This window comes from Vibrio sp. SALL6 (assembly GCF_002002385.1).
Taxonomy (GTDB): domain Bacteria; phylum Pseudomonadota; class Gammaproteobacteria; order Enterobacterales; family Vibrionaceae; genus Vibrio; species Vibrio parahaemolyticus.
The window spans coordinates 108,371-125,381 of sequence record NZ_MQVK01000031.1; the positions used below are offsets into that span (position 1 = coordinate 108,371).

13 protein-coding genes are annotated in these 17,011 nt (G+C 46.0%); 8 read left to right on the forward strand and 5 right to left on the reverse strand.

The window, feature by feature from the left end:
- Window positions 1-126: 126 nt before the first annotated feature.
- The 4 genes from BIW15_RS19625 to BIW15_RS19640 all read left to right on the forward strand — a co-directional run bounded on the left by BIW15_RS19625 (window position 127) and on the right by BIW15_RS19640 (window position 2,051).
- Complete coding sequence (locus tag BIW15_RS19625) at window positions 127-690, forward strand: septation protein A (protein WP_005481614.1); 564 nt, start codon at window positions 127-129, stop codon at window positions 688-690.
- Between the two features lie 157 nt (window positions 691-847).
- The gene (gene yciA / locus BIW15_RS19630) at window positions 848-1,243 is read left to right on the forward strand and encodes an acyl-CoA thioester hydrolase YciA (RefSeq protein ID WP_005459205.1); all 396 of its coding nucleotides are present in this window, start codon (window positions 848-850) and stop codon (window positions 1,241-1,243) included.
- A 115-nt stretch (window positions 1,244-1,358) separates the two neighbouring features.
- On the forward strand, window positions 1,359-1,655 hold the full coding sequence (locus BIW15_RS19635; protein ID WP_005481648.1) for a YciI family protein: 297 nt from the start codon (window positions 1,359-1,361) through the stop codon (window positions 1,653-1,655).
- Between the two features lie 3 nt (window positions 1,656-1,658).
- Window positions 1,659-2,051, forward strand: coding sequence for a GspS/AspS pilotin family protein (locus BIW15_RS19640; protein ID WP_015296982.1), 393 nt, complete (start codon window positions 1,659-1,661; stop codon window positions 2,049-2,051).
- A 144-nt stretch (window positions 2,052-2,195) separates the two neighbouring features.
- Here BIW15_RS19640 and metE read toward each other — a convergent pair whose 3' ends face one another.
- Window positions 2,196-4,478 carry a 5-methyltetrahydropteroyltriglutamate--homocysteine S-methyltransferase gene (gene metE / locus BIW15_RS19645; protein WP_077281493.1) on the reverse strand — a complete coding sequence of 761 codons (2,283 nt, stop codon included), beginning with the start codon at window positions 4,476-4,478 and terminating at the stop codon, window positions 2,196-2,198.
- A gap of 445 nt (window positions 4,479-4,923) precedes the next feature.
- Between metE and metR the strand changes: the two genes are divergently transcribed.
- Window positions 4,924-5,835 carry an HTH-type transcriptional regulator MetR gene (gene metR / locus BIW15_RS19655; protein ID WP_029802547.1) on the forward strand — a complete coding sequence of 304 codons (912 nt, stop codon included), beginning with the start codon at window positions 4,924-4,926 and terminating at the stop codon, window positions 5,833-5,835.
- A gap of 20 nt (window positions 5,836-5,855) precedes the next feature.
- Here metR and BIW15_RS19660 read toward each other — a convergent pair whose 3' ends face one another.
- The 3 genes from BIW15_RS19660 to BIW15_RS19670 form a co-directional block, all read right to left on the reverse strand.
- The gene (locus BIW15_RS19660) at window positions 5,856-6,056 is read right to left on the reverse strand and encodes a DUF4250 domain-containing protein (protein ID WP_005457961.1); all 201 of its coding nucleotides are present in this window, start codon (window positions 6,054-6,056) and stop codon (window positions 5,856-5,858) included.
- A 108-nt stretch (window positions 6,057-6,164) separates the two neighbouring features.
- Window positions 6,165-6,851 (reverse strand): hypothetical protein, encoded by a 687-nt coding sequence (locus BIW15_RS19665; RefSeq protein WP_005457936.1) that lies wholly within the window; start codon window positions 6,849-6,851, stop codon window positions 6,165-6,167.
- Between the two features lie 164 nt (window positions 6,852-7,015).
- A complete protein-coding gene (locus BIW15_RS19670) occupies window positions 7,016-9,472 on the reverse strand; it encodes an EAL domain-containing protein (protein WP_021453774.1) in 2,457 nt (818 codons plus the stop codon).
- Window positions 9,473-9,904: 432 nt separating this feature from the next.
- Here BIW15_RS19670 and BIW15_RS19675 point away from each other — a divergent pair, with 432 nt between their 5' ends.
- Window positions 9,905-12,238, forward strand: coding sequence for a YgiQ family radical SAM protein (locus BIW15_RS19675; protein WP_005494690.1), 2,334 nt, complete (start codon window positions 9,905-9,907; stop codon window positions 12,236-12,238).
- A 108-nt stretch (window positions 12,239-12,346) separates the two neighbouring features.
- On the opposite strand, the gene BIW15_RS19680 is transcribed toward BIW15_RS19675, so the two are convergent.
- A complete protein-coding gene (locus BIW15_RS19680; RefSeq protein WP_077281495.1) occupies window positions 12,347-14,443 on the reverse strand; it encodes a methyl-accepting chemotaxis protein in 2,097 nt (698 codons plus the stop codon).
- Between the two features lie 560 nt (window positions 14,444-15,003).
- Here BIW15_RS19680 and BIW15_RS19685 point away from each other — a divergent pair.
- Together BIW15_RS19685 and BIW15_RS19690 are read left to right on the forward strand one after the other, a co-directional pair.
- A complete protein-coding gene (locus BIW15_RS19685; RefSeq protein WP_005457963.1) occupies window positions 15,004-15,681 on the forward strand; it encodes a response regulator transcription factor in 678 nt (225 codons plus the stop codon).
- The gene (locus tag BIW15_RS19690) at window positions 15,678-16,967 is read left to right on the forward strand and encodes a HAMP domain-containing sensor histidine kinase (protein WP_077281496.1); all 1,290 of its coding nucleotides are present in this window, start codon (window positions 15,678-15,680) and stop codon (window positions 16,965-16,967) included. The genes BIW15_RS19685 and BIW15_RS19690 overlap by 4 nt, the downstream gene beginning before the upstream one ends.
- The last annotated feature ends 44 nt before the right edge of the window (window positions 16,968-17,011 follow it).

Consider the following 17,011-nt stretch of genomic DNA (forward strand, 5'->3'; position numbering starts at 1 on the left):
TTAAACATATCAATACATTGCCGCTCATTGAGCGGCAATTTTTTATCCAAATCCCCTGAGCTATTCACATTACGCCAGATTCCGCTAGACTGTCAGCAACTCAACAACTCGGTAGTTTTTGGCAACATGAAGCAAATCCTTGATTTTATTCCTCTCATTATCTTCTTCGCTCTATACAAGATGTACGACATCTATGTAGCGACTGGAGCACTCATCGTTGCAACGGCAGTTCAACTTATCGTGACCTACGCGCTGTATAAGAAAGTAGAGAAGATGCAACTGATCACGTTTGTCATCGTCACGATATTCGGCAGCATGACCATTTTCTTCCACGACGACAACTTCATAAAATGGAAAGTCACTATCATTTACGTGGTGCTTGCCGTTGGCTTAACCGCCAGCCACTTAATGGGAAAATCGGTCGTCAAAGGCATGTTGGGTAAAGAGATCACGCTACCTGACGCGATTTGGGCGAAGATAAACTGGGCATGGGTAGGCTTCTTCTCATTTTTTGCAGGCCTAAACATTTACATCGCTTACGAGCTACCTCTGGATGTTTGGGTTAACTTCAAAGTATTTGGAATGCTGATTGCCACCTTCGCCTACATGATTGCTACTGGTGTCTACATTTACAAGCACATGCCAAAGGAAGAGAAAAATAACTCCTCCGATGTCTCGGTTGATGATTAAAAACTCAATTTTGCTATAATCCGCGCAAATGTATTATTCACAGCGACCTTCGGGTCGCTGTTTTGTTCAACGGACCAATAATTACTGCATTAGTATTCTTATTGGCACACCATATTTGCGCTTTTTTTGAGCGCCCTTGAAGATTTAGGATGTCACTATGAGCCAAGAATTTAACTCTCCGAAAGGCCAGCTTCTGCTTCGTACCCTTGCAATGCCCGCTGATACAAATGCAAACGGCGATATCTTTGGTGGTTGGATAATGTCTCAACTTGACTTGGCGGGTGCGATTCTGGCGAAAGAGATCTGTTCTGGTCGCGTCGTTACCGTTTCTGTTTCAAGCATTACATTTAAAAAACCAGTCAGCGTAGGTGACGTGGTTTGTTGTTACGGCGTGTGTAAGAAAATCGGCCGTACATCTATGAGCGTTGACCTAGAAGTTTGGGTGAAACCAGTGAAAGTAGACGGCATCGAAGATCGTTTCATGGTTTGTGAAGCAACCTTTAACTATGTAGCCATCGACAGTGAAGGCAAACCACGTCCAGTGCAAAGCTAAGTTGTCATAAAATCGAATTGCTAGGAAGAATCTCACATTTTCTATTGTTCACTTGTGAGAGGTTCAAAAAAGACGTTAAATTAACACTTTACCCCACCAATTAAGGAACTATGCTATGTGGTACGTCATCTTTTCTCAGGACGTCGAGAACTCATTGGAAAAACGTATGGGCGTTCGTCCTCAACATTTAGAACGCTTGCAACAGCTTCAAGATGAAGGTCGTTTACTTACCGCAGGTCCAATGCCAGCGATCGACTCTGATAACCCAGGAGAAGCCGGCTTTACTGGTTCGACAGTCATTGCTGAATTTTCCTCTTTGGAAGATGCCAAAACATGGGCTGACGCCGATCCTTATGTGGCGGCGGGCGTTTACGAAAACGTGATCGTAAAACCGTTCAAAAAAGTGTTTTAAGTTATGAAAAAATTACTGTGTCTCTTCCTCGCCTTTGGTGCATTGGCGGGTTGTTCATCAAACAATGACAACCAACGCCAACTTGAATTAATGGCGTCTAACCGTGCTGGTGTCTTGTCTGCCGGACTGCCGTTGGAATACGGTCCGCTGCAAATCATGCGTGTTTCTTCTAACAAGAACGTGGTAGAAATGATGATGATTTACAACGACGATGCTTTAGGTGCGAAACCATTAAACCAAGTACTGAATACCAGTATTTATACATACTGCAATACGCCGTCGGTAAGAGAGCAAATTGATATGGGTTTGATGTACCGATTGAAAGTGCGTAACTCACGCGGTCAGTTAATTGCTGATGAATTGGTTTCAGAGCAAACCTGTAGCAAAATCAAATAGTCACAGTAATTTGCTTGTCGCTCAAGCCCGACGACAACGAGAGCCGTCGTTAGTGAGCTAGGCGGACATTAAATAAAAGATACAAAAGCGGAGACGATGGTCTCCGCTTTTTTATTGGCCACTTTAAATTGGTGACGAGCTACCTTATGCAAGCTCTGCGCGAAGCTTCTTCGCAGCAGACACAAGGTTGGCAAGTGCAGCTTCCGTCTCTGCCCAGTTACGTGTTTTCAAACCACAGTCTGGGTTTACCCACAAACGTTGTACCGGAATCTTTTCTGCCGCTTTCTTGATTAAGCCTTCAATCCACTCTTCCGTCGGAATGTTTGGTGAGTGAATGTCATAAACACCTGGGCCGATTTCGTTCGGGTAATTGAACTCTTCAAACGCTTTAAGCAGTTCCATATTCGAGCGTGACGTTTCAATGGTAATCACATCCGCATCGAGCGCTGCAACAGAATCGATGATTTCATTGAACTCGCTGTAACACATGTGAGTGTGAATCTGAGTTTCTGGTTTTGCACTCGCTGCTGAGATCTTAAATGCGTTCACCGCCCATTCTAAATACGCTTTGTGGTCGCGCTTTTTCAACGGCAAACCTTCACGAATCGCAGGCTCATCGATTTGAATGATATTGATGCCTGCATCTTGCAAATCAGAAACCTCATCACGCAGTGCTAAAGCCAGTTGTTGCGCGATTTCTTGACGTGTGATGTCTTCACGCGGGAACGTCCAACATAGAATCGTCACTGGGCCAGTTAACATGCCTTTCATCTGCTTGCTGGTTAGCGATTGTGCGTACGTCGACCATTCAACCGTAATCGGCTTTTCACGCTCAATGTCGGCAACCACAATGGCTGGTTTCACACAGCGCGAACCATAACTCTGTACCCAACCAAACTTCGTCGTTTGGAAGCCCGCCAAATTCTCCGCGAAGTATTCCACCATGTCGTTACGTTCTGCTTCACCATGCACAAGTACATCTAGGTCGAGCGCTTCTTGGCGTTTTACGGCATCCGCAATGTGTCCTTTAAGTGCTTGGATATAGTCGGACTCAGATAACTGACCAGTACGATAAGCACTGCGCTGAACACGGATTTCACCTGTTTGAGGGAAAGAACCGATGGTCGTGGTTGGCAACAAAGGTAAACCCAACACTTCAGCTTGATGCGCAGCACGCTCCGCGTAAGGTGCGCTGCGCTCGGCAAGTGAAGCTGTAATATTGTTTAAACGAGCTTGCACTTGGGGCTTATTCACATGCGTTGCCGTTTTACGTGCCTTGATTGGCTGGCTGTAGGTATCACAAGCCAAAATCGCATTTTGATCACCATCGAGTGCTCGGCCAAGCAGCGCAACTTCTGTCACTTTTTGTTTGGCGAAGGCAAACCAGCTTTTCACTTCTTCACTCAGTTCTGTTTCCAGTTCCAGATCAACTGGGCTGTGCAGCAGAGAACATGAACTCGCTACCCAAAGTTTGTCGCCGAGCTTCTCTTTCACGGGCTGTAGACGTTCAAGTTGCGCACTCAAATCCGAGCGCCACACGTTACGACCATTCACAACTCCGGCAGAAAGCACCCAACCTTCTGGTAGTTTGGCAACCACGTCGTCAAGCTGTTGAGGCGCGGCAGACAAATCAACGTGCAAACCGTCCACTGACAGCTCAACAATTTTGTCTAACGTATCGGTGACAGAGTCAAAGTACGTCGTTAGTAGCACTTTTACATCGCTACGAATGACTTGGTATGCCAGCTTGAATGCATCAGCCCACTGACTTTCTAGCTCGAGTGACAAAATTGGCTCATCAATCTGAACCCACTCGACACCTTGGCTCGCCAGCTTAGCCAAAATAGCTTGGTAAGCCGTAAGCAATCGTGGCAGTAGCGTCAGGCGATCAAACCCTTCTTCTACCTCTTTACCTAAGTAAAGATAACTAACTGGGCCGAGCAATACCGGCTTCACTTTATGCCCGGCTTGTACTGCTTCGTTGATTTCCTCAAACAGTTGCGGCCAGCTCACTTCAAACGTATCGTCCTTGCTGAATTCAGGTACGATGTAGTGGTAGTTTGTGTTGAACCATTTAGTCATATCCGATGCTGCCGCACCCGCACAGCCGCAACCCGCTTGAGATTGACCGCGACCCACTTTGAAGAGCGTATCAAGATTAGGGAAACCACCTGCGTGACGTTTTGGCACGTGCCCCAATAGCAACGTCGTCGTCAGTACATGATCGTACCAAGCGAAGTCGCCAGCGGTAGTAAAACTTAAACCAGCCTCTGTTTGTGTTTGCCAGTTTTTAGCGCGCAGATCTGCACCGACTTTTTTAAGCTCTGTTTGATCGATGTCACCGCGCCAGTATTTTTCTTGAGCGAATTTTAATTCTCGTTTTTCACCGATGCGTGGGTAACCGAGTATGTGCGTTGTTGTAGTCATGTCCCTATTCCTTTTTCAATCTTGTTCAATTTGTTTAGGTCAGAGCATCTTTCTCTAAATCCACAAGATGTCTGGATGGCCAAACTATCTCTCTCCTCTGTCGTTTGGACAACTTCCATTTATTCAACTTGTTTATTAAAAAAATTCATCATGGGTCGATTTCATTCGCAAATAAATCACAACAATAGACGTCTAGACGTTTACATATCCATTTTTTGTCGTTAAGTTAGTTATGTCTGTCGCAGTCAATCAATACGTTTTAACAGCAATAAAAAATTGCTTGCGAGTGAAGTGGATTTGTTTGATAAGTATTTATTCTTAAATCAAAAATTCAAAGTAGCTATTGAGTATTTCAACAAGACAGAGCATTAAGAAACCATATTAAGACGTCATTGACTGGGATAGGAATTCGTTCATGGCGAACCACAAAGGATGAAAGGGATTCATGATAGAGCTAAAACATTTGCGAACATTAACTTCGCTTCGAGACACCGGCTCGTTAACTGCTACGGCTACTGCCTTGCACTTAACGCAATCCGCTCTTTCTCACCAAATCAAAGATCTCGAATCTCGTATTGGCGGTCAGTTATTTTTACGCAAAACTCGCCCAGTAAAATTTACCTCTGAGGGTGAAATTCTCTTGCGCCTCGCAGAAGATATTTTGCCAAAGCTGGCAAGAGCAGAAAACGAACTGGCAAGTTTGAAAGAGGACGTCAACGGTCGATTACACATGGCTATCGAATGTCACTCATGCTTCCAATGGCTCATGCCTGCTCTAAGGGAATATCAATTGGCGTGGCCAAGCGTCACGTTAGATTTTTCGTCCGGCTTTGGGTTTGAGCCCTTACCCGCATTGTTGGCTGGCGAGTTAGATCTCGTTATCACGTCGGATATTCAACCTCGTTCTGAGGTACATTATGAACCGTTGTTTGACTTCGAAATGCGCCTAATTACTGCGACCAATCATCCATTAGCTGACAAAGAAATTATCGAACCACAAGATCTTGCCGATCAAACTATGCTCTCTTATCCGGTTCAAAAACAAAGATTGGACGTTGTTAAGCACTTCTTGCAGCCAGCCGGCGTCGAGCCTGCCAGATGGAAACAATCGGACAATACCTTAATGCTGGTGCAAATGGTTTCGGCAGGGTTGGGCGTTGCGGCGCTGCCAAACTGGGCGATATCCGAGTTTTCTCGTCAGGGGTTAATCACCAGTAAACCATTTGGCAAAGGTTTGTGGCGTCGTCTGTTCGCAGCAACGCGTAACTCTGAAAAAGATAAGCGTTATCTGCAAGCCTTCTTCGCGACCGCGAGACAACAATGCAAAAGCCATCTTGACGGCATCAAGATGGCTTAACAACAAGGAATCGATTGAGACTAGCGTTCGTACGCTTTGAATTGATTGGTGAGTGGGTCGTACTGATAACCAAGCATATCAAGCTTGCCCACCACCGACTCAACATCCATTTCGTAGACCGAAGCCAACTCGTCAAAACTGTCGCACTCTAAGCGTAGTTTTTCGTTGACGATCCCCAACAAAATGATGCTATCCAGATTGCCTACATTGCTTAAATCCATCGCGACACTCCTCTTCGACAACGTATCAAGGTATATACATACAGCGTAGACAGGATCTGGAGAATTTAAAGTGAGCTCACTCGAGATCGTGAACTCACTGTCAGACTGTTAAACAGCCAGAGCAAACAAACCTTGTAGGCTTGTCATGGAAGCAAGAGCAAGCAGCAAAGCAATGCTCAGTTGCACTTTTTCTGGCGCCTTGTGTGTGAAGATATGCCAACACCAAACCACAATGGTAGAGATAAGCAGCGCTAAAGAGATCAAAATCGGCTGCGTTGCGCTCGCAAGCGTAGCTTCATCCAATTGGTACGATGAAAATAAAGTCGCAAGCACCAATAGCATGCCAGACACAATACCCGTTACAGGTAAAATACGGTGGAACGCCTGTAGTCGGCTACGGGCAATCGTAAGCAGCAATTGAGAGAACGACGCACCTAAGAAGAAGATCATCACAGCCATCGCTGCTGAAGCAGGCCAATTCGGCTGTTCAAACACTTGAATGCTCACGTAAGCAAACGCCAAACCATTCGCTAAATGCAGCGCCCACAACGGGCCCTTTTCACGCGTTTTCTTGGTCTGAACTTGAGAGTAGAAATAGAAAATCGCGAACACCACCATAAACGCTTCAATACGAAGTGATGCTACCGCAAGCCAAAGTACCCCTATCGCAGGCAACATTTTGTGGAGACGACCTCGCTGACCCGGACAAATATCGCCCTTGATCAAAAGCAAAGTCAGCAGCGCTTGTGCGCCAAATAACATTGGAGGGAAAGTAACCAGCAATTGTTGAATCATGTTGAATGCAAGCTCAAAAGTCGTTTTGGGGTGGCGATAATAGCAAATCACCTATCGCCAAACCACCTAAACTCTCCGCCTAACTTGCGATCCAAATAGCATCAAACAGGCTTAATGCTCATGCGTTTAATATTAAGCCTGTGCAGCAATACTTGACCTAGTCATTAGCATGAAGCCAGATACTGCAAGGCATCATCTTGAGTGAGTAGCCCACGATATTCTTCTTTGGCGTCGCACAAGATCCAAGGGAAGCCTATACCAGCTTTGATCAAATCTCGAATGGCCGCGACTGGCAAACAGGCATCAACTTGCTCAAATGCGGTGCTCATCACCTGATTGACTGGCCGTTTCCAAAGTCGATGCTCGCGCTCGGTTTCTAAATCTGTCCCCATCGCTGGCGTCATGTGCAAGTTGACTTGCTCTTTGGTGATCAACCCAACGCAGCGGTTTTCATTGATGACCACCAAAGGTGCGCTTGGGCTCAGATTCATGTATTCCACCGCCAAAGACAGCGGTTCACCTGGGTCGAGTCGGCGCACATCGTGATGACATAACGACTGCAGCATCGCATCTTGAGTCGGTTTAACCATCACACCATTAAAAAGTGTGTCATGTGCTTGAGCGGTATCGAGTAGCACGACTGGCAATGCCTGAGAAAAGAGGAAACCCTGCATGTAATCAACACCAATACCAGCCAAAACTTCGAGCTCGCGTTGTGACTCGACACCTTCGGCAACCACCTCGACGTTCAGCTTGTGTGCCAAATCGGTAATGGTTTTGACGATGTTATAACTTGTACTGCCCTCATGAATATTCTTGACGAACTTGCGGTCGATTTTTAGTACATCAAATTGCCCTTCTTCCAAATAAGAAAACGAAGAGTAGCCCGTACCAAAGTCGTCAATCGCAATTTGAATACCCTCTTGGCGAATCTGTTCTAACGCAAACGCGTGTTCTTCATCTTGCTCGAAATACGCGGTTTCTGTTAACTCAATAGTCACCAGTTTTGGGTTTACATCGCTGGCTTTAATCAAATCGAGAGATCGCTGGAGAACTTGCAATGAATCCAGCTTGGTATTCAACGAGCGATTAATGGAAAGTCCGATATTTTCGCCATAGATTTTTTGCAAATGTGGCCACTGCTTCAGCGCGGTTTGGCAAACAACGTCATCCAGCGCAGCGATCAACTCCAGGTCTTCAATGATGGAAATCATCTCTTGCGTGCTGTACTCGCTGTTTTCGTGATAGAAGCGCGCTAATGCCTCAAACTTCACCACATTGCCGGTTCGCGTTTCAATAATTGGCTGAAAATACACATCCACCAGCTCACTTTCAATTTGGGTTTTCAGGAACGTTTCCAAATGCTGACGTTTCACCAACTCGGCGTGAAGTTCACTGTTGTAAAAGTTGAAGTAGCCGTTTTCTCCGGCTTTCGAAGACACCATCGCTTGCGCCGCATGAGCAAGTGCCTGTTTTGGATTGTTGGTGTCATACCCAAGAACAGAAACCCCGGTTTGCCCTTCCACAATCGTAGCGTGCATTTTGTTTCCCATTTCACTTCTCAGCTCAGAAAAGAAACCTTTCATGGCTATTTGAATCAAGCGCAAGGGGCTCAACCACTGACAATGTGGCGTTTGTAAACAGACCACAAAGACGTCTCGCGATAACTGCCCCGCAATGCTGGTGTAGCGACTACGCATGATAAAGTCCGCAAAACCTAGCTGTTGTTCCAACATGCATTTCTGGGCAAAGTTCGGTCTTAGCGTCATCACGATATTGAGATCTTTGTGACCACTTTCGTTTGCGAGGTTATCCAATTGAAGTTCGAATTCATCTCTGGTTGGCAAAAATGCCGACCAGTCTTGCACTTGCTCACAACGATTTTTCATCCACAAAAGGGAAGCCGAGATATCCGTTGAAAAACCGAGAAAAAGCACACGCCCTGAATTGAATGTGAGGCGATAGATACACAAATGATGCGCTTGGTTGCTGCCATTGGCTGTGCGGCTAAGAAGATTGCCGCTCCAATACCCTTCTTCATCAATATGTTTCCAAAGCTGATCGTAAAACGCTTGGCTATGGTGAGAAGTGCTGAAGATGTAGGTTTTTAACCCAACGAGATCACGATTTTGATACCCCATCTGAAGCTCAAAGGCACGATTGCAACCAAGAATACGCGTGTCTTCATCGGCAACGAGTACGCCGACGTTTGGCAAATCGAAGATGGTTTCAAGAATCTTCGCCAGCTCTTCACACCCAGTGATGGTCAGCTGAGGAATGATTGTGCCTTGAACAATCCGCTCGTTGAGCTTTTCAAAACTCATGGTGACATGAATGAGCTTGGCGTCATTAGGCATTAAGCAGCAAGAAAAATGCCCTTGCCCACCCATAAATTCGACGTCCGCAATGCGTTGACGACAAGCCTCTTGCTGCCCCATCAACATATATTGAAGCAGCTCATCTAAACTGTTAATCGGACGTTTAAAGCCAAAAGCATTGGCCATGCTTGGTTGATCGCATTCAAACTCACGAGTATAGATGTCATAAGACCATTCCACGACCTGAGTGTGATTGGCTGCGTGCTGCACTTGTCCTTGTGCAATCGTTAGTGATTCGCTCATTTCCTAGCCCCCTTATTTTGGTCGGCCTTTTTGCTCTCCATTCAAAACCCAATGTCACTGTCGATGTTTGAGGAACCTTTAGATTCTCTGTTATGACTCGAAAGTAAACAGGTTAAGCCTTGCGGTTTTGAATGTTGCTTCGAGCATGCTCGGCACATGCACTTTTAACTATGCACTAATTTGATTATAGGCGAGTTTCAAATAAGCATTCCATTGCTTATCAAATGTATTAAAATTGCGACAAACAAATCTAAGCAGGCTAATAACCATAAGGCTTCAAAGGGGATATCAGATAAAAAATCGTCGATATAACAATGATATTTCTGCAAACCAAATAAAACTCGCTGAACTGAGCTTGAATAGATGAGTTTGTTATAGATACCTGATCATCAAATCGCTATAATTCGCGCTCCCTGGAACAGAGAGCAAAATATGACCAATAACATCACTCCTATTCATGAGTACAAAAAATACTGGGCAGAGTGTTTTGGTACGGCACCTTTCTTGCCGACCAGTCGCAAAGAAATGGATGCCCTAGGATGGGATAGCTGTGACATTATCATCGTAACCGGTGACGCTTACGTAGATCACCCGAGCTTTGGTATGGCTATCATTGGCCGTCTGCTAGAAGCGCAGGGGTTCCGTGTCGGTATCATTGCTCAACCAGAATGGCAAAACAAAGATGCGTTCATGCAGCTTGGTAAGCCAAATCTGTTCTTCGGGATCACTGCGGGTAACATGGACTCCATGATCAACCGTTACACTGCGGATAAAAAACTTCGTCACGATGACGCGTACACACCAAATAACGAAGGTGGCAAACGCCCAGACCGCGCGACTTTGGTTTACTCTCAGCGTTGTCGTGAAGCTTACAAAGAAGTACCTATTGTTTTAGGTGGTATCGAAGCTAGCCTACGCCGTGTTGCGCACTACGATTACTGGTCAGATAAAGTTCGCCGTTCGGTACTGTTTGATGCAAAAGCAGACATCCTACTTTTCGGTAACGCAGAACGCGCACTTGTAGAAGTAGCGCATCGCATCGCAAATGGCGAAGACATCAGCACCATGACCAATATTCGTGGTACTGCCGTGAACTTGCCAGCCGCGCCAGAAGGCTACACGGTTATCGACTCTTCTCGCATTGAAAAACCTCGTAAGGAAGCGTTCGTACCAAAGAACCCATACGAAGTAGAAACTCAGTGTGAAACTAAAAAAGATGAGCCAGTTGCACAACCAATCACGATTCGCCCATCACGCCACGATGCTGCGACAACTGCGGTTCGCCTGCCTTCGTTTGAAAAGCTAAGAAACGATCGCATTCTCTATGCTCATGCAAGTCGTGTATTGCATTTAGAAACGAACCCGTATTCAGGTCGAGCGTTACTTCAAAGCCATGGTGATCGTGAACTTTGGGTAAACCAAGCCCCAATCCCATTGACGACCGAAGAGATGGACTTTGTGTTTGGTCTGCCTTACGCGCGTGTTCCTCATCCTATGTACGGCAAAGCAAAAATTCCAGCGTATGACATGATCAAAACGTCTGTGAACATTATGCGTGGTTGTTTTGGTGGCTGTTCTTTCTGTTCAATTACCGAGCATGAAGGTCGAATTATTCAAAACCGCTCGAAAGAATCGATCATCAATGAGATTGAAGAAATTCGCGACAAAGTTCCGGGCTTTACCGGCACAATTTCCGATCTTGGTGGCCCGACTGCAAACATGTACCGCCTAGGTTGTAAAGATCCAAAAGCGGAAGCGAACTGTCGTCGTCCTTCTTGTGTATTCCCGGGCATCTGTAACAAGCTAAATACAGACCACAAACACACCATCGATCTATACCGCGAAGCGCGTAAAGTTGAAGGCGTGAAGAAAGTGATGGTCGCATCTGGCGTACGTTACGACCTTGCGATTGAATCACCAGAATACGTAAAAGAGCTCGTAACTCACCACGTAGGTGGTTACTTGAAGATTGCACCGGAACATACAGAGAAAGGCCCTCTTGATCTGATGATGAAACCGGGCATGGGCACGTACGATCGCTTTAAAGAAATGTTCGAGAAGTACAGTGCTGAAGCAGGCAAAAAGCAGTACTTAATCCCTTACTTTATCTCTGCGCACCCAGGCACAGAAGACGAAGACATGCTGAACCTTGCTCTGTGGCTGAAGAAAAACAACTTCGAGTGTGACCAAGTACAAAACTTCTACCCATCGCCGATGTGTAACGCAACATCAATGTACTACTCAGAAACTAACCCTCTGAAACGCGTGAAGTACAAACAGCGCGAAGACATTCCAGTAGCGAAAGGTGAACGTCAACGTCGTTTGCATAAAGCACTACTGCGTTACCACGATCCTGCTAACTGGCCATTGATTCGTGAAGCACTGATCAACATGGGCAAGAAGCATTTGATTGGTGACAAACCAACGTGTTTGGTTCCTGCTGAAGATATTGATGCTCAAACTCCAGCGCAACGTCGTAAGTCTGGCCGTCACGGTGCAAACCGCTTTGCAACCAAGCACACCAAAAACCAACCGGGTTTCGGTGGCCACTTGAACAAACGCTCTGAAGGCGGTTCAAAAGATGGTAAACCATCTGGCAACCGTAACGGTTCTGGTAAAGTACAAGGTGGTCAACGCCCTGCTAGCAACGGCCAGCGCCCTAGCGGCAACGGCGCAAACCGCCCAGCAGGTAGCAAGCCGCAAGGCCAAGGTCGTCCACAAGGCCAAGGCAAACCAGCCGGTCAACGTAAACCAAAACGTCGTTAGTTCATTAGAACTTGAATACTAAAAAGGGCTCCAGAGGTAACTCTGGAGCCCTTTTGTTTTGCCGGAAATGAACCGAGTGAGCTGGCTTGAACTCACTCACTCGCTTGATTAAGACAACTTGAACTTACTCAACTCACTGTGAAGATCACTGGCTTTTACTGTCAGTTCGTTACTGATCGCTACAGAAGATGACATGGTATCCATCACTTCCATCGCCGTATCATTAATCACAACCACATTACGGTTGATCTCTTCCGACACCGAACTTTGCTCTTCTGCCGCTGAAGCGATCTGATTATTCATATCATTAATTACTTCAATAGCTTGGTTGATTTCGGCCAACGCCAACTGCGCTGCTTGTGTTTCTTCTTTGGTATCCACCGCTTGCTTCTGGCTTTGCTCCATCAACACGACGATTGATTGCGTTTCTTGCTCCAAACGAGCCAACATTGCACGAATTTCTTCTGTCGAGCCTTGTGTGCGCGTTGCAAGGTTGCGGACTTCATCGGCTACCACAGCAAAACCACGACCCGCTTCACCAGCACGCGCAGCTTCAATCGCCGCGTTTAGAGCCAACAAGTTGGTTTGATCGGCAATGCCACCAATCTCACTCAGAATACCCTGAATCGCCGTGCTTGAAGCCACCAAATTCTGCGTCTGGTGCTGTGCATCATTCACTTGCGAAGCGAGGTTATCCACCGCGCTTGCAGCATTGTCCATACGCGACATACCATTCGCACTATTGCTTTGAACTTGGCTTGCCGCCGCTGCTGCTTGTACCGCAGAATTTGCCACTTCTTGTGCGGTTGCGCTCATCTCATTAATCGCCGCTGCTAGCGAGTTTACTTCGTTTACTTGAACGTTCAGTTGATCTCTCGAAGCCGCCGCGCGAGCTTGGCCTTCACTTGCGTTTTTATCAACTTGGTCTGCCGTCGCCATTACGGTTAAAAGCATTTCCTGAATGCGAGCGAGGAAGGTATTAAACCAGTGCGCCAGCTGCGCGGTTTCGTCCTTACCTTTCACCTCAATGCGGTAAGTTAGGTCGCCCTCGCCTTGTGCTGCGTCTTTAAAACGCTCCACTAAGTTAGTTAACACTTTGCCCAACGAGGTCGCGATCATTGTCATCGCAACAATACCAATCAGAGCCGCAATAATCCCTGCCCACACTCCCTTTTCAAGAGCTTCTGCACTTTGTTCTTCACTCCATCGCTCGTAGTCATCCACGTTCTTTTTAAGGAAACTACTGGGAACCGACACCATAACGATCCAAGGCGCATCGCTGGTTTCAATTGCAGTAATCGCATACTCATCCCCGCCAAACGTCACAAGGCCTGCGCCTTTTTGTTTCGCAATGGATTGAATACGAGCCCATTGAGACGCCAATTCATGAGAAACTTTCTTGCCCACTTGATCCGCTTGGCTGCTGTTCGCCAATGTGATGCCTTTCCATGAAGAAATCAGAATACGGCCTTGTCCATCAAACAAGTCGCTCGCGTAATCTTCACTTTGGCTTTGTAACTCGTTCAATGACAAATCAAAACCGAGAGAGCCGATGATCTCGCCACGTAACTTGATTGGTTGGCTGATGGTCGTGATCAGTTCTTGTTTGCCGCGAACCGGATACATGTACGGTTCCATCACGAACGTTTTGCCCGTTTCGTAAGGCATCAAGTGCCAATCGTCTTTACGCTCACCGTTGTTGTTTAATTCAGTATTGCTAAAGCTATCCATCGCCACGACATCAAAACTGTTGTGCGAATTTGGCGAAAAGAATGGCGCTAAGTAGCCTTCGCTATTAAAGCCAAGGCTTTTGTCTTGAATCGTTGGCTCAACCCACGATGGCTTTTCCCATACCATGTAACCAGCAAACACAGCTTTGTTCTGAGCTTCTAGCGACGCAATAAACTGTTTAACAATAATGTCTGGCGTCGCGGCCGTCTCTGCGCTTAATTCGATAATTGAACGCGCTTGCTTTAGGTTCGCCAACACTGGCTCTAACTGGTTGGAAATATTCAGCCCTTGCTGAATCGCCGTATTGCTCAGGTCGGTCGTGGTGGCTTCGTTCAGTTGAGATTTTACTTTTGTAGTGATTTGTTCATTCACTTGCGTGAACGCATTGGTTGTCATACCCATTGCAATCAATAGAGTGAAGGCCATTGCCCCACCCGCACTGACAGCAATTCGAGTGCGTATACTGTTAAACATGATAGCCTCACAAATTGATTTTTATCTGGCATTAAGCATTGGAAGGATCATGGATTTTAAACAAGTAAAGTTAATGGGAGACTTTCGTTTGTGAACAGATCAAGAACAGAAAATGTAGTTTTATTAATAAAAATAAAATAATGCAGCGTTTCGCTTATGCATGAAACCATTGATTTGATTGAATTATCTCAAAAAAGAGAATCTAAGCGTTTGTATTTAAACGCAATAACCATATCTAAAAAATGGTTTTATAAAAAGTAAGAACCTTCCCTATCAAGTGCACTTGTGAAGATTGGCAATTATTAATAATGTGCTCAGTGTCACATAAATAATTTAGTATCTTCATGTTTTATATGGAGTTAACAGAACCAACCAATCTATACCATTTATATTTCAATCAGTATTGATAGATATAAATAAACAGGTACAACTGTATTTAAGTTAGACATTGAAAACCGACACAAAGGTGAGAAAATCATTGTCGACAACTTTTTCACACCTATAGTGAATAATGTTCGTTAAGATCAACATTCGAATTTATCGAGATTGGATAAGAATAAATGAAACGTGTACTTTTGGTAGAAGATAATCGTGAAATAGCGGGAATGTTGTTCGATTATTTTGAATGTGCTGGCATGCAGCTGGATTACGCCGACAACGGTGAGCTAGGCTTAAAGCTGGCGATGGATAATGCGTTTGACATCATTTTGCTCGACCTCATGCTGCCGCGCATGGATGGCCTAACACTGTGCAACAAGCTGCGCGATGCGGGTAATAACACTCCGGTGTTGATGTTGACAGCACTTGATAGCCGAGACGATATGCTCAAAGGCTTCCAACACGGCGCCGACGACTACCTCACCAAACCGTTTGATCTCGATATTCTTGAAGCACGCATGACTGCATTGATTAAACGCTACCGCGGTACGGTTGCATCAACCAAACTCCAGTATGGCGAAGTGTCTATCGATCAAAAAACGCATCAAGCCTACCGTCAAGATAAGCTGTTGGCGTTGAATCCAACCACGTACACTATTCTAGAAATGCTGGTCAAAAATGCCCCCGAAGTTGTGACGCGTGAAGAAATCGCATTCCGCCTATGGCAAGAAAATGAGCCAAACAATGACGTTTTGCGCAGCCACATTTATCAACTGCGCGGTCAACTCGATAAACCCTTTGAAGAACATTTATTGAAAACCATCCCTAAAGTCGGCTTCCGCTTGGAGCCGGGTGCATGATCCGCCGCTTATTTAACAACACACAAAGCTTAACTGGACGCCTCGAACTCTTCTTCCTGTTGGTGTCGATTGTGATTGGTCTGCTGTGCTTCGCACTTGTTAGTGGCGCGTTGTTGTGGTCGGAAGATCGCGTCGGTGAACGACGTATTATGATCGACAAGAAAGAAGCGATTGAGCATTTTAGGCGTCATCCTGGCGACGGAATGATAAAGCTCGATCTGCTGACAACGGCGTACAACGACATCAATCTGATCCCGCCTATCTACCAGCCTTTTTTGCAAGACAAGCAGTACTTTCTCGGTGAAGTCGGTCAAGAGCCGAACACCAGAATGATTTACATGAGCACTTTTAACCAAAATGGCGAAGAGCACCCTATCATTCTGATTTCACTCATTGATGAAATCGAAATCACCTCAACCGAGTTTGTTTATGTCATCGTAATGGTACTGGCGGTGGTAACGGCGCTTATCCTAATTTTTGGCAGCCTTTTACTGCGCCTATCGCAACGTTTGATTGAGCCAGTCAGCGCACTCAAGGTGCAACTAGACCAACACCAAGGCGATACGTCCCAAAAATTCATCGTGCCTGAAGGTTCGGCTAAAGAGTTCCAAACGTTAGCCTCTCAGCTCAATGAATATCGCAGCCAAATCAATCAGGTGATCAAACGCGAGCAAGCTTTTGCGCGATATGCCAGTCATGAACTGAGAACGCCACTAACGGTGATGAAAGGATCGAGCAGCCTGCTAGCCAGAAGCCCAAGCACGCCGTTTCAAGAGCGTCAGATTGGCCGTATTCAAGATGCTACTCAGCAAATGTCGACCATGGTTGATGCTTTGTTGGGATTAGTTCGATATGAACGTAACACCGACGACAGCCCCGTTCGAACCATCTCAGAGCAAGAGCTTCACAACATCGTTGCTCTTAGCCAAGCGCAAGCCGATGAAAAGTCGTTAGAATTTAATGTTCAGATATTGGGCCATCCGCAAACCAAAGCGACCACTGCAGTGCTTAACATTACGTTGAGTAACTTAATTCGCAACGGCATTGCAGCCACGTCAGCGGGAACGATTCATATCACCATGACCGATACCACACTGTCGGTGAAAGATGAAGGCGAAGGCTTCTCTTCCGTGCCAGATGCCGAAGGCCATGGTTTGGGGCTCATGATTGTGGACGACTTATGCCGACGCTATGGCTGGCAATTCACTATTGATACACATTCTGAGGGTGGATGTGAGGCAGTGATTGACCTTTCGTCAGAGCATCATGAGGCTTGCTCAGAGTAACTTCCTCAGCACTAGATTCAATCAAGAGGTATCTCATTTGCTCA